Origin of the sequence: Sphingomonas sp., assembly GCF_019746015.1 — a bacterium.
Classification (GTDB): domain Bacteria; phylum Pseudomonadota; class Alphaproteobacteria; order Sphingomonadales; family Sphingomonadaceae; genus Sphingomonas.
This window is the reverse complement of the sequence record NZ_JAIESM010000005.1, coordinates 56,956-68,686: the sequence shown is the minus strand read 5'-3', so window position 1 is coordinate 68,686 and position 11,731 is coordinate 56,956. Positions and strand designations below refer to the sequence as shown.

Here is an 11,731-nt window from a genome sequence, read left to right as displayed (position 1 = left end):
GCAGCGCGGGTGACACAAGGCAAAGAGCGCAACAGGCTCGACAATTAACCCGGCGCGCGTTATAAGTATATGTAATTGCTAGGAATTGATTAATGGCCAGTTCACCATCACGCAGCCAGCCCGGCCTGGAAAAGCGGCTCGACGGACGCCGCGAGCGCAGCCGTGCGACCCGCGACAGGATCATCGCGGCGCTGCTGGCGCTGGTGCGCGACGGCCATTACACGCCCAGCGCCGCGCAGGTGGCGGACGTGGCCGGCGTCGGCCTGCGCACGGTGTTCCGCCATTTCGACGAGATGGACGCGCTCTATCGCGAGATCGCCACCCACCTTGAGCTGAAGGTGATGCCGATGATCCTCCAGCCCTTCACCGCGCAGGAGTGGCGCGGGCGGCTGCGCGAGATGATCGACCGGCGGATCGAGGTGTACGAAACCATTCTGCCGTTCCGCATCGCCTCCAGCGTGCGCCGCTTCCAGAGCGATTTCCTGCTCGAAGGCTATAACCGGCAGGTGCAGCTGGAGAAAAGCGCGCTCAACGCCATTCTGCCGCCGCGCGTCCTCAGCGATGCCGCGCTGTCGGGCGCGATGGAAGTGGCGCTGAGCTTCCAGTGCTGGCGCCGGCTGCGCCATGATCAGGGGTTGGCCGTGCCCGACTCGCGCGCAGTGGTCACGGTATTGGTCGACGCGCTGATCGTCGCCGCCGGCCCCGACGCCTGAACCGGGGCGGGCGAGCACCCCGCACCACGCCCCTCGACGGCGCTTGGGGCGAACGGGTTCAGGAGGCTTCCTGCGAGAGGTTGAGCTGCGCTGAAGCGGTGCCGGCCCCAGCCACGCCGAAACTAACCCTAACGCCCGCCCGTCAGGCTGGAGCGGTAGAGCAGCGTGATCGACACGCGCCGGTTGCGCGGATCGGCAGGGTTGTCGGCAATCATCGGCTCGCGGTCCGCCACGCCCTCGATCCGGTCGACGCGGTTATTGGCCAGCCCGCCCTGCGCCAGCCGCTGGCGCGTCGCCTCGGCCCGGCTCGACGAGAGCAGCCAGTTGTTCATGCCGGTCGGGCTCTGATAGGCAAGGCTGTCGGTATGGCCGCGGATCATCACCGGGTTTTCCAGGCCCCGGATCGATTCGGCGATCAGTGCCATCAGCTGGTCCGCCTCGGGCGCGAACTGGGTGGTGCCGAGTGCAAACATCGAATAATCGGCATTGTCGACCAGATCGATGCGCATCCCGTCACGGGTCTGCACGAACTTCACATGCGTCGCCAGCTTCTGCAGCTTGGGGTTGCCGGCCATCGCCTTTGACACCTGCTTGCTGATCTTGTCGAAATTGGACTTGTCCTCGGCCATTTTCGACTTGTCTTTGAGCGAGCCTTTGGCGCCGGTGCCGACCTGAGCGCCGCCCATCGCATCAACCGGCACGGTCATCGATTTGGTGCCGGTCTGCTGCGCCTTGTGCGGATAATTGTCGAGATCGGTGATCGAAGCGCCGCCGAACAAGCCCGTCGAGCCCGCACTGCTGGCTTTGAAGTTGACCAGGTTCGGCGCGAAATAGTCAGCCAGCGCCTTGCGCTGCTTTTCGTTGGTCGCGCCCAGCAGCCACATCAGCAGGAAGAACGCCATCATCGCCGTCACGAAGTCGGCATAGGCCACCTTCCACGCGCCGCCATGATGGCCGCCATGCCCTTCGATATAGATTTTCTTGACGATCACCTTGGGCGGCTGATTGCTGCCATGCGGCGCACGGCCGGCCATTATTCAGGCCCTCCTGTCGCGCGGCACCGGCCCGCTCCCCCACCCGGCCACCCATCAAGGATACCATCGTGGGCGGCCGGGTGGGGGAGCGGGCTGGCACCGTCTGGGCAAGGCCAGATCATCAACATCACCGCCCCCGCAGCCCGTCGAACACCTCGGCAAAGCCCGGCTGGTTGCGATGCGCAATGCCCGAGCGCGCCGCCTCGATCACCAGCGGCTGCGGATGGCCGTGGAGCGAGGCAATGATGATCTGCTTGACGGTGTGATAGATGGCCGCATCGGCATCGATGATCTGCTGCAGCCGGCTGGCGAGCGGGGCGACGATGCCATAGGCCAAGAGCACCCCCATGAAGGTGCCGACCAGCGCCGAGCCGATCATCGCGCCCAGAATGGCCGGTGGCTTGTCGATTGCGCCCATCGTCTTCACCACGCCGAGCACGGCGGCGACGATGCCGAGCGCGGGGAGCGCATCGGCAAGCGTCTGCAGCGTGGTCTGCGGGCCCTGCACTTCGTGATGGTGCGTCTTGATCGCATTATCCATCACTTCCTCAACCGCATGCACGTCGAGCGTGCCCGACGACACGACCACCAGGCGCAGCGTATCGGCGATCAGGTTGGTGAGCGTGTGATCGGCAAGGAGGCGCGGATAATCGGCGAAGACGGCGCTTGACTTGGGGTCTTCGACATGCGGCTCAAGCGCAATCGGCCCTTCGGTGCGCAGCATCTTCATCAGCTTCGACACCAGGAAGATGGTGTCGAGATAATCCTGCTTCTTGTATTTGGGGCCTTTCATCACCTTCATCAGGCCGCCGCCCATTGCCTTCAGCTCGGCCATCGAATTGCCGATGACCAGCGCGCCGACTGCCGCGCCACCGATGATGAGCATTTCGTGCGGGATCGCCTCCATCACCGGGCCCAGCGCGCCGCCGGTGATGGCAAAACCGCCGAACACCATGGTGAGCAGGATGACGAGGCCGATGATCGGAAACATTTGTGTCTTCCCCCCGGGACTAAACTGGCCGCACCTTTACAGTTAACGACCGGTCCCAGCCCTTATTCACTCAATTCGTCGCTATATGGTTAGCGGCCGCCGACCCTGGTGGAATCCCGATAGGGCAATTGTGCAAACGGCCGCGCGCTGGCGGATCAGCGCAGATAATCGAACAGCGACAGCTGCGACAGGCGCGACAGGCTCATCTGCGTGGCCTGCAGGATGGTGCTGGTCTTCTGCAGCTGGACGATGGTGGCCTGGATGTCGGCCCCTTCGAGGTCGGACCGGTCCACCTCGCGGGTGACGGCGGCATCTTCCAGCCGCGACTTTTCCAGGTCGAGCCGGGCCGCCCGCGCGCCGATCGAGCCGCGCACCGCGCTCACCTGTTCAACCGTCGCCTTCAGCTGGTCGAGCGTGGTTGCGGCAACGCTGGGCACGGTCGTGCCGCCCGGCGCTTCGAGCGCGGCGGCGAGATTGGTCAGTTCGGCAAAGATGTCGGTGGTGCCGCCGCCCGCGGCCGTCAGCCCGCCGAAAATGCGCTCGGCACTTTCGCTGGGGCGAACCGCGGTGTCATCGCCCACCGGAATTGAGGGCGGATCGCCGGTGCCGGCAAAGATCAGGTTGCCGCTCGCATCGCGGGTGACGGCGGTGTCGCCGCTCGCCGCGCCGAACAGTGGCGTGCCGCGCCCGTCGCGCGTGTTGGCGAGACTCACCAGATCTTCGACCACCCCGCGCAGCTGCGCGGCGACGACGCGCCGGTCGCTGTCGGACAGGGTGCCGCTGTTGCTCTGCACCGCCAGTTCCTGCGCGCGCTGGAGCAGGTTGGTGACGTTGCCGAGCGTCGTATCAGCCTGTTCGAGCACACTGGACGCCAGCGTCACATTGTTGCGCCAGGCGGCATCGTCGGCGCCCGCCACTTCCAGCCGCTGCACGCGGCGAAAGGCGCTGGCATCGTCCGATGCGGTGTTGATGCGCTTGCCCGTGGCCAGCTGCGTCTGCAGCTTCTGCACATCGGCGGTCAGCCCGCCCAACTGCCGGTTGGTGCGGTCGAAGAACAAATTGGTGCTGACCAGCATCGTCATGGGCGTCAGTTCACATTGAGCAGGGTTTGGAGGGTGTCGCGGGCGATCTGGATCACCTTGCTCGACGCCTGATAGGCCTGCTGGAAGCGCAGCAGCTCGACCGCCTCGGTATCGAGGTTGACGCCGGAGACCTGATCGCGCGCGGTGATCGCGCCGTCATGGATCGCGGTCTGCGCCTCGGCCACCAGCCGGCGACCGGCCAGCGTTGCCGCATTGTCGGCAATCAGCGAGGTGGCCGCCGCTTCGAAGCCGCCGGCGGCGCGCATCGCCTGCAGATTGGCGAAATTGCCGTTATCGCGCGGGCCGCCGCCCACCGCCGCTGCGGCGATGCCGCGCGGGTTGGTGAGCGCCAGGGTGAAGCTTGCCGGCGTCGCGCCGGCCGCAAACATCGGCGCGCCGGGATTGCCGTCCAGATCGCGGCCCTGCGCTTGCACGTCGTTCACGCCGGTCACGAAACCGGTGGCGATCGCATCGAGCTGGTTGCGCGCGTCGGCAATGCGTTGCGCGCCCTCCGCAATGCCGGCGAGCGCGCCGCCACCCGGCGAGGCAATCGCCGACTGGCCACTCAGCAGCATCGCAAACGACACCGCGCCCGAGGCGTTGCGCACATAGCTGAGCGTGCCCGAGGTAACGCGATCGACCAGCTTGGGGCCGGTAGGCCCGCCGATCGCAACATCGACACGGCCACCATTGGTGAAGGTGACGGTAATGTCGGTAAGCGCGCTCAACTCCGTCAGCGCGGCGTCGCGCTGGTCGAACAGCTGCGCCTGCGAGGTGGTGTTGGGCGGGGTGCGGCCCAGCCCTTCGTTGATCTTGGCGAGCATCGCGCCGAGCTGGTTGATGCGGTCGACCGCGCCGTCGGCGGTCTGGTCGAGATCGGTATTGACCTGCTCGAGCGCGCGCGCGGTGGTCTGAAAAGCGGTGGCGGCGCTGGTCGCGGCCTCCAGCATGCCGGTGCGCGCCGGGCTCGATGTCGGGTCGGCGGCGACGGCCTTCGCGCTGTTGAAGAAATCGGCGATGCGGCTGCCCAGCTGGTTGCCGGTCAGCGCGCCTTCGATCCGCGCCATCCAGGTGATGCTGCTTTCGGTCCGCGCCAGATCGGCGCCGGACGCGCGCACCGACGAATTGCGCAGCTCGTCCGACAGGCGCTGAACGCCGACGATGGCGACGCCATTGCCGACGGTGGAGCGTTCCTGCGCGAGCACGCCGTTGGTGGAGGCGTTTTCCGCCAGCTGCACTGCGCGGCGCGAATAGCCCGGCGTTGCCGAATTGGCGATGTTGTCGGACACGGTTGTGAGCGCCGATTGATAGGCGCGCAAGCCGCTGGCACCGATCGACAACAGATCGCTCATTTCACGTCCTTGGACCCGGCGTCGTTAAGATCCGGTTGCGACCGCGCCAGAAATTCGACGACCGCGCGACCAATGCCCATTGGCTTGGCCTCGGCCATCTTGTCGGCGAACTGGCCGTCCTGCATCTCGCGGAAGGTGTCGAGCGCCTTGCTGCCGAAAATGTCGTCGGCCAGCTTGGGCTGGCGCATCGATTTCAGCATCATGCGGGTGAACACCGCCTCGAACTGACGGCCCGCTTTTTCCAGATTCTCGCGGTTGGCGAGGCGGCTGGTGTCGGGCGCGCCGCTCGCGGCGCTTGCCTGGGGCAGCGGGGGCAGGATCTCGCTCACAGGATCACCAGCTCCGCCTTCAGCGCGCCGGCTTCCTTCAGCGCCTCAAGGATTGCCACCAAGTCCGCCGGCGACGCGCCGATCGCGTTCATTGCCTTCACCACATCGGCCAGGCGCGGGCCTGCCTCGATCATGAAGATGGGCTTCACTTCCTCGGCCACGCCGACGCCCGAGCGCTGCTCGACCGCAGTCTGGCCCTGGCTGAACGGTGCGGGCTGGCTCACCCGCTGCGCCTCGTCCACACGCACGGTCAGCTTGCCCTGCGTCACTGCCGCCGGCCCCAGCCGGACGGCCGAATTGATGACGACGGTGCCGGTGCGTGCATTCACGATCACCCGCGCGGGCGGCTCGGCCGATTTGACCGCGAGATTTTCGATCTCGCTCATCAGCTGTGCGCGCAGATCGGCGCCTTCGGGTGCGGCGATTGCGATCGACACGCCGTCCACCGCCTGGGCACGCCCCGGCCCCAGCCGCGCGTTGATCGCCGCTGCCACCGATTGCGCGGTGGTGAAGTCGCTGCGCATCAGGTTGAAGGTCAGATAGGGCGTGGTGGCAAAGCCGGTCTCGACCGCACGCTCCACCGTCGCCCCTTCGGGAATGCGGCCCGAGGAGGGAATGTTGACCACGATCTTCGAGCCATCGGCGCCTTCCGCGCCCAGCCCGCCGACCGCCAGATTGCCCTGCGCCATCGCATAGACCTGGCCATCGGCGCCCTGCAGCGGGGTGAGGATCAGCGCGCCGCCGCGCAGCGACTTGGCCCGGCCCAGCGCCGACACGGTGATGTCGATCTTCTGGCCCGGCTTCGCAAAGGGGGGCAGTTCGGCGGTGATCAGCACGGCGGCGGCATTTTTCAGCGCCGGGTTGAACTGCGGTGGGAGCTGCAGGCCGAAGCGCGAGGTGACCGCCTTCATCGACAACACGGTATACTCCAGATTGTCGTCGCCCGTGCCGGGCAGCCCGACGACAATGCCATAGCCGGTCAGCTGGTTCGACCGGATGCCCTGAAAGGCACCCAGGTCCTTCACCCGTTCCGCAAGCGCAGGGGTGGCGACCAGGCTCAGCAGCAGCACAAGCAGCAGGCGGATCATCTTGGCCCCCATCAGAACGGACTGACGACAGAGAAGAAACGGCTCAGCCAGCCCTGGCGCGCGGCCCGTGCCACATCGCCCCGGCCGGTATATTCGATCTGCGCATCGGCCACGCGGGTGGACGCGACACGATTGTCGATATCGACATCGGCCATGCGCACCAGCCCGCGGATCTGCATGAACTCGTCGCCCCGGTTCAGCACCACGCGCTTGGTGCCCTGCACCAGCATCGTGCCGTTGGGATAGACAGCGGCAACCGTGACGCTCAGCTCGCCCGACAGCGAGTTGGACTGGTCGGCCTGGCCCTGGCCCCGGAAAAGGCGATTGCCACCGGCGCGCGCCGCTTCCGGCGCCAGCGCCAGCGGCCCGGCGGCCGGCGGGATGATCGCGGCATTGCCCTGGCTGTCCAGCTGCGAGCGCGAGGTCTTGCTGGCCAGCGTACGCTCGACCAGCACGATGGTGAGCGGATCGCCCACCCGCTTCGCGCGCCACCCTTCGTAGAGCGGGGCATAGCCGGCGGATGCCTGAAAAATCGCGCCATTGGCCTGTGCCGGCGGCGGCGGCGCCATCACCGGGGGCGGCGCGGGCTGCGGCTGGGCCGGCGGGAAAGTGGTGGAAAAGTCGGTCTTCGGCTTTTTCTTGCCGAACAGGCTCGCCTCGGCGGGCGCGGGCATGACCAGCGCAAGCGCCAGCGCCGCAAGCGCGACGCCGGCGGCAACCCGCTCAGCGGCCGACCAATTAGACGTTCTGGTTGACATATTTCAGCATCTCGTCGGTGGCCGCGATCATCTTGGAATTGACTTCATAGGCGCGCTGCGTCTCGATCATGTCGACCAGTTCCTCGACGACATTGACGTTCGAGCCTTCCAGCATCCCCTGGCGCACATTGCCGCGCCCCAGCTCGCCCGCGATGCCCAGATTGGCCTGGCCCGACGCGCTGGTCTCCGTCAGATAATTGTCGCCCTTGGCCAGCAGCCCGGCCGGATTGGGGAAGATTGCCACCTGAATCTGGCCGATCTGCTGCGGCTCCGCCTGGTTCGGCACGGTGGCCGAAACGGTGCCATCGACGCCGACGGTGATGGCGGTGGCACCTTCGGGAATGGTGATGCCGGGCATCACCTGATAGCCCTCACCCGTTACCAGCAGCCCCTGCGCCGAGCGGTTGAAATTGCCCGCGCGGGTATAGGCAAGCTGGCCCCCGGGCAGCTGCACCTGGAAATAGCCGTCGCCGTCCAGCGCCATGTCGAGCGAGTTGCCGGTCTGGGCAAGCGCGCCCTGCGTGTTGATCCGCGAGGTGCCCTGAATGCGCACGCCGGTGCCCAGGTTCAGGCCGGTGGCATATTGCGTCTGCTGCGTGCTGGGCGCGCCGGGCGCGGTCACCGTCTGATAGGCGAGCGTCTCGAACGCCGCGCGGTCGCGCTTGTAGCCCGTCGTGTTGACGTTGGCGAGGTTGTTCGAGATCACGCGCATGCGCATGTCCTGGGCGTCGAGCCCGGTACGAGCGATGTGAAGGGCGCCGCTGCTCATTTCCTAAACTCCCTTAAGAGGGCAGGCGCATCAGCGCCGCACTGCTCTCGTCCATCGTCTTGGCCTCCTTCAACAGGTTGGCCTGCACTTCATAGCTGCGCTGGTTCTCGATCATGTCGACCAGCGCTTCGGTCAGGTTGACGTTGGACCCTTCGAGCGCGCCCGACTGGACCTTCGCCTCCTGATCGCGGGGCAGCACCCCGCCGCCGCGGACGTGGAGCAGATTGTCGAGCCCCTTGACCGTATCGCTGCCCTTGGCACTGGCCAGCTTGATCGTCTCAACCACCTGCGGCGCCTGGCCGGGCGTGGCGCCCACGGGCACGATCTGCACCGTGCCATCGGGGCCGATCATCAGCTTTTCGGCCGGCGGCACGGTGATCGGTACCCCCCCGGTACCGATCACCGGGAAACCGTCGCCGGTTTCCAGCACCCCCGATGCGGCCACGCGCAGATCGCCGCGCCGCGTATAGGCTTCCGATCCGTCGGCACCCTGCACCGCGATCCAGGCATCGCCCTCGATCGCCACGTCGAGCGCGCGCCCGGTCTGCATGATGGTGCCCTGGCGCCGGTCGAAATCGGCCAGCTGTTCGCTTGCCGGCTGGCGCGAGGCAATGCCGGGGCCGCTGACCTGGAGCTGATCGAACACCACCCGATCGGCACGAAAACCGATCGTGGAGGCGTTCGCCATGTTGTTGGCGATCGCCGCCTGCGCCGCCATATGGCCTTTCAGCCCCGACGCTGCGGTGTAGACCAGCTTATCCATTCAGCCTTCTCCCATCATCGTGATCTGCGCGATCATGGTTAACGGATGTTGAAGATCGTCTGGCTGATCTGGTTGTCGGTCTCGAGCGCCTTGGCATTGGCCTGGAAGCTGCGCTGTGCCGCGATCAGGCCCACCAGCTCCTCGGTAATGTCGACGTTCGAGCGTTCGATCGTGCCGGCCAGCAGGTTGCCGAAGCCGCTCGACCCCGCCTCGCCCGTAATCGCGGTGCCCGACAGGCCGGTCGACGCCCAGGTCGAATTGCCCAGCTGGCGCAGCCCGGTGGGGTTGGAGAAGTTGGCGAGCAGCACCTTGCCCAGCGTGCGCGCTTCACCGTTGGAGAAGCTGACGCTGATCAGGCCTTCGGAATTGATCGTGACACCCTGCAGCTGGCCGACGGCCTCGCCATCCTGCGTGCGCTGCGCGATGTCGAACGGCGCCGAGGTCTGGCGGGTGCTGGTGCCAAAATCGAGCGCCACCACCTGATTATTGGGGCTGCCTGCGGGAATGAACGGATCAAAGGTCGTCGGCGTGGTCGGCGCGGTGAGTGCACCGGTAGCGTCGAAGGTCAGCGTGATCGAAGGATTACCGCCCGCCGTGATCTGGCTGTTGCCGACATAGGTGAACACCGACCAGTTGCTGGTCGCGCCCACCGTGTCGCGGCGGAAATAGTTGGTCATCGTCTGGGCATTGCCCTCGGCGTCATAGATGGTCGTCTGGGTCGACTGGTTGAAGCTGGCCGGGTTGAACCGGTCAAAGGTCGCCACGGCCGGCACCGATGCACCGGCCGGCAGGTTCGCCTGCAGCGCCACATTGGCGGTCGGCACCGGGGTGCCGCTGGTCGCGGGCAGGCGCAGCGGCGCGGCCGATGACATGCCGGCGGCCACCACCGCCCCCGAACCATCGGCCGGATAGGCAAGCAGATGCGCGCCCTGGCCATCGACGACATAGCGGTCGGCATCGACCAGGAAGGCGCCGTTGCGGGTATAGTTGATCGTCTCGCCGTCGAGCTTGGGCTTCACGGCAAAGAAGCCGTCGCCCGAGATCGCCAGGTCCAGCGACGATTGCGATTGGACCAGGTTGCCCTGGCTGAACTGCTGCCGGTTGGCCTTGACCACCGTGCCCGAGCCGATTGCCGAGGTGGGGTTGCGCGACACCGACGAAGCGATGACGTCGGCAAATTCCGACCGGCTCTTCTTGAAGCCGTTGGTCGAAACGTTGGCGAGGTTGTGCGAGATGACGCCCAGATCCGTCTGGGCTGCCTGCAAGCCGGTGAGCGAAGTATAGAACGACATTGTTGGTCTCCTTGTCGAAATCTGGGTCTAAAGGGTCAGTGAAGAACTTAGCTGGCTCTACGAATGCTGCTGGTGGTTACTTCGCCGACACCGGCGACGTTCAGTTTGGGCGTGCCATTGGGCGGCAATGACACCGAGGTTACCGGCGCCCACACCAGATTGGTGGTGCCGACCGACTTGCCGTCATTGCTGGCGGCAATGTTGATGCGATAGGGGCCGGCGGCGGCGGGCTGGCCGCTGTCGGTCTGGCCGTCCCAGCGCCAGTCGACCGTGCCCTGCTTCTGGGCGCCCAGCGCCATGGTGCGCACGATCTCGCCATTGGCGGCCTGGATCGACACGCGCACCTGGCTCGCGTCGCCAGCCAGTTCGATCGCGCCGCCAACGGTGTTATCGGGTAACACGCTCGCGGTGTCGCCGGGCAGCAGCACCGAGCGGCCGACATAGGCAAGCGCGTCACTGGGGCTCGACGCACCCAGCCGGTCCGCGATCGACTTCAGCGTCGCGTTCATCTCGGTGATGCCGGTGACCTGCGAAAACTGCGCCAGCTGCATCAGCTGCTGGGTGGAATCGACCGGCGCGGTCGGGTCCTGGTTACGCAGCTGCGCGGTCAAGAGCTTCAGAAAGTCATTCTGCGTCAGCGTGTCCGCTTCCTGGCGCGTCTTCACCCGGGGGCCGTCATTGGTGCGGCCGATCCCCAGATTCTGCAGTGCTGCGTCAAAAGTGCTCGCCATCGTCAGCGTCCCAGCTTGAGGGTGTCGATGATCAGCGACTTCGCCGTCTGCATCACCTCGACATTGTTCTGGTAGTTCCGCGCGCTCTCCATCATGTCGACGAGCTCGCGGGTTTCATCGACCGCCGCCTCGAACACGTTGCCGCTGGCATCGGCGAGCGGGTTGGCCGGGTCGTAGCGCTTCATCGGCCCGTTGCCGGCGCGCACGACATCTTCCACCTTGACGGTGGCCATGCCGGTCGCCTGGTCGAGCACGGTGCGGAACACCGGCTTCATCGTGCGATAGGCGTCGGCCTCGTTGGTCGACACCACGCCGACATTGGCGAGGTTCGACGCGGTGGTGTTCATCCGAACCAGCTGCGCAGACATCGCGCGGCCGGCCACCTGGAACACGGTCATCGGGTGATCGGACATCTTATTCCCCTCTCAGCGCGCGGGTGATCTGGTTGATCCGCCCGTTGAGGAACGACAGCGTCGTCTGATAGGCGACGGCGTTTTCGGCGAACTGGGTCTGCTCGGTGGCGAGCTCGACCGTGTTGCCGTCGAGCGTCACCTGCGTCGGCACGCGATATTTGGTGGCAGCGTTGATCGCCCCCTCGCTGATGCCGCCGGCATTCGCCTGCCGCATCGCGGCGTCGAAATCGATGTCGCGCGCCTTGAAGCCAGGCGTCGAGGCATTGGCAATGTTCGAGGCGAGCATACCCAGGCGCCGCGAACGCACTTCCAGCGCCGCGCCATGCACCCCGAACAGCATATCATTCGCCATGTCAGCCACTCCTGCAGCCAAAAACTGGTCCGGCAAGGTGTGAAGCAATCACCGTGCCAAATGC

At 66.2% G+C, this 11,731-nt stretch carries 14 protein-coding genes; 1 reads left to right on the top strand and 13 read right to left on the bottom strand.

The genetic code is table 11. From position 1 onward, the window contains the following. The first annotated feature begins 92 nt into the window (after positions 1–92). Positions 93–713 carry a TetR/AcrR family transcriptional regulator gene (locus K2Y03_RS00705; RefSeq protein ID WP_294087450.1) on the top strand — a complete coding sequence of 207 codons (621 nt, stop codon included), beginning with the start codon at positions 93–95 and terminating at the stop codon, positions 711–713. Positions 714–841: 128 nt separating this feature from the next. Here K2Y03_RS00705 and K2Y03_RS00700 read toward each other — a convergent pair whose 3' ends face one another. From K2Y03_RS00700 to flgB, 13 genes are all read right to left on the bottom strand, one after another. Next, positions 842–1,747, bottom strand: coding sequence for a flagellar motor protein MotB (locus K2Y03_RS00700; protein WP_294087448.1), 906 nt, complete (start codon positions 1,745–1,747; stop codon positions 842–844). Between the two features lie 127 nt (positions 1,748–1,874). Beyond that, complete coding sequence (motA, locus tag K2Y03_RS00695; RefSeq protein WP_294087447.1) at positions 1,875–2,738, bottom strand: flagellar motor stator protein MotA; 864 nt, start codon at positions 2,736–2,738, stop codon at positions 1,875–1,877. A 155-nt stretch (positions 2,739–2,893) separates the two neighbouring features. Continuing rightward, on the bottom strand, positions 2,894–3,820 hold the full coding sequence (flgL, locus tag K2Y03_RS00690) for a flagellar hook-associated protein FlgL (protein ID WP_294087446.1): 927 nt from the start codon (positions 3,818–3,820) through the stop codon (positions 2,894–2,896). Positions 3,821–3,825: 5 nt separating this feature from the next. Continuing rightward, positions 3,826–5,172, bottom strand: coding sequence for a flagellar hook-associated protein FlgK (gene flgK, locus K2Y03_RS00685; protein ID WP_294087444.1), 1,347 nt, complete (start codon positions 5,170–5,172; stop codon positions 3,826–3,828). Then, positions 5,169–5,501 (bottom strand): rod-binding protein, encoded by a 333-nt coding sequence (locus tag K2Y03_RS00680; RefSeq protein ID WP_294087442.1) that lies wholly within the window; start codon positions 5,499–5,501, stop codon positions 5,169–5,171. The genes flgK and K2Y03_RS00680 overlap by 4 nt, the downstream gene beginning before the upstream one ends. Next, positions 5,498–6,589, bottom strand: a complete 1,092-nt coding sequence (locus tag K2Y03_RS00675; RefSeq protein WP_294087441.1) for a flagellar basal body P-ring protein FlgI — start codon at positions 6,587–6,589, stop codon at positions 5,498–5,500. The genes K2Y03_RS00680 and K2Y03_RS00675 overlap by 4 nt, the downstream gene beginning before the upstream one ends. 11 nt (positions 6,590–6,600) lie before the next feature. After that, positions 6,601–7,347, bottom strand: a complete 747-nt coding sequence (locus tag K2Y03_RS00670) for a flagellar basal body L-ring protein FlgH (protein ID WP_294087437.1) — start codon at positions 7,345–7,347, stop codon at positions 6,601–6,603. Next, entirely contained in the window at positions 7,328–8,116 is a 789-nt protein-coding gene (flgG, locus tag K2Y03_RS00665) for a flagellar basal-body rod protein FlgG (RefSeq protein WP_294087435.1), read from the bottom strand. The genes K2Y03_RS00670 and flgG overlap by 20 nt, the downstream gene beginning before the upstream one ends. A 13-nt stretch (positions 8,117–8,129) precedes the next feature. Further along, positions 8,130–8,879 carry a flagellar basal-body rod protein FlgF gene (flgF, locus tag K2Y03_RS00660; RefSeq protein WP_294087433.1) on the bottom strand — a complete coding sequence of 250 codons (750 nt, stop codon included), beginning with the start codon at positions 8,877–8,879 and terminating at the stop codon, positions 8,130–8,132. A 38-nt stretch (positions 8,880–8,917) separates the two neighbouring features. Then, positions 8,918–10,171: a flagellar hook protein FlgE gene (locus K2Y03_RS00655; protein ID WP_294087431.1), complete on the bottom strand. Its 1,254-nt coding sequence runs from the start codon at positions 10,169–10,171 to the stop codon at positions 8,918–8,920. 47 nt (positions 10,172–10,218) lie between these two features. Beyond that, the gene (locus K2Y03_RS00650; RefSeq protein ID WP_294087429.1) at positions 10,219–10,902 is read right to left on the bottom strand and encodes a flagellar hook assembly protein FlgD; all 684 of its coding nucleotides are present in this window, start codon (positions 10,900–10,902) and stop codon (positions 10,219–10,221) included. A gap of 2 nt (positions 10,903–10,904) precedes the next feature. Next, positions 10,905–11,315 carry a flagellar basal body rod protein FlgC gene (gene flgC / locus K2Y03_RS00645; RefSeq protein WP_294087427.1) on the bottom strand — a complete coding sequence of 137 codons (411 nt, stop codon included), beginning with the start codon at positions 11,313–11,315 and terminating at the stop codon, positions 10,905–10,907. A 1-nt stretch (position 11,316) separates the two neighbouring features. Continuing rightward, positions 11,317–11,667, bottom strand: coding sequence for a flagellar basal body rod protein FlgB (flgB, locus tag K2Y03_RS00640; RefSeq protein WP_294087425.1), 351 nt, complete (start codon positions 11,665–11,667; stop codon positions 11,317–11,319). Positions 11,668–11,731: the final 64 nt, after the last annotated feature.

Excerpts from the sequence above, each read along its gene's own strand:
- K2Y03_RS00700 (WP_294087448.1), bottom strand. The coding sequence starts at position 1,747 with ATGGCCGGCCGTGCGCCGCATGGCAGCAATCAGCCGCCCAAGGTGATC.
- K2Y03_RS00705 (WP_294087450.1), top strand. The coding sequence starts at position 93 with ATGGCCAGTTCACCATCACGCAGCCAGCCCGGCCTGGAAAAGCGGCTC.
- flgK (WP_294087444.1), bottom strand. The coding sequence starts at position 5,172 with ATGAGCGATCTGTTGTCGATCGGTGCCAGCGGCTTGCGCGCCTATCAA.
- flgL (WP_294087446.1), bottom strand. The coding sequence starts at position 3,820 with ATGACGATGCTGGTCAGCACCAATTTGTTCTTCGACCGCACCAACCGG.
- flgC (WP_294087427.1), bottom strand. The coding sequence starts at position 11,315 with ATGTCCGATCACCCGATGACCGTGTTCCAGGTGGCCGGCCGCGCGATG.
- flgG (WP_294087435.1), bottom strand. The coding sequence starts at position 8,116 with ATGAGCAGCGGCGCCCTTCACATCGCTCGTACCGGGCTCGACGCCCAG.
- K2Y03_RS00655 (WP_294087431.1), bottom strand. The coding sequence starts at position 10,171 with ATGTCGTTCTATACTTCGCTCACCGGCTTGCAGGCAGCCCAGACGGAT.
- K2Y03_RS00650 (WP_294087429.1), bottom strand. The coding sequence starts at position 10,902 with ATGGCGAGCACTTTTGACGCAGCACTGCAGAATCTGGGGATCGGCCGC.
- K2Y03_RS00675 (WP_294087441.1), bottom strand. The coding sequence starts at position 6,589 with ATGATCCGCCTGCTGCTTGTGCTGCTGCTGAGCCTGGTCGCCACCCCT.
- flgB (WP_294087425.1), bottom strand. The coding sequence starts at position 11,667 with ATGGCGAATGATATGCTGTTCGGGGTGCATGGCGCGGCGCTGGAAGTG.
- motA (WP_294087447.1), bottom strand. The coding sequence starts at position 2,738 with ATGTTTCCGATCATCGGCCTCGTCATCCTGCTCACCATGGTGTTCGGC.
- K2Y03_RS00670 (WP_294087437.1), bottom strand. The coding sequence starts at position 7,347 with ATGTCAACCAGAACGTCTAATTGGTCGGCCGCTGAGCGGGTTGCCGCC.
- flgF (WP_294087433.1), bottom strand. The coding sequence starts at position 8,879 with ATGGATAAGCTGGTCTACACCGCAGCGTCGGGGCTGAAAGGCCATATG.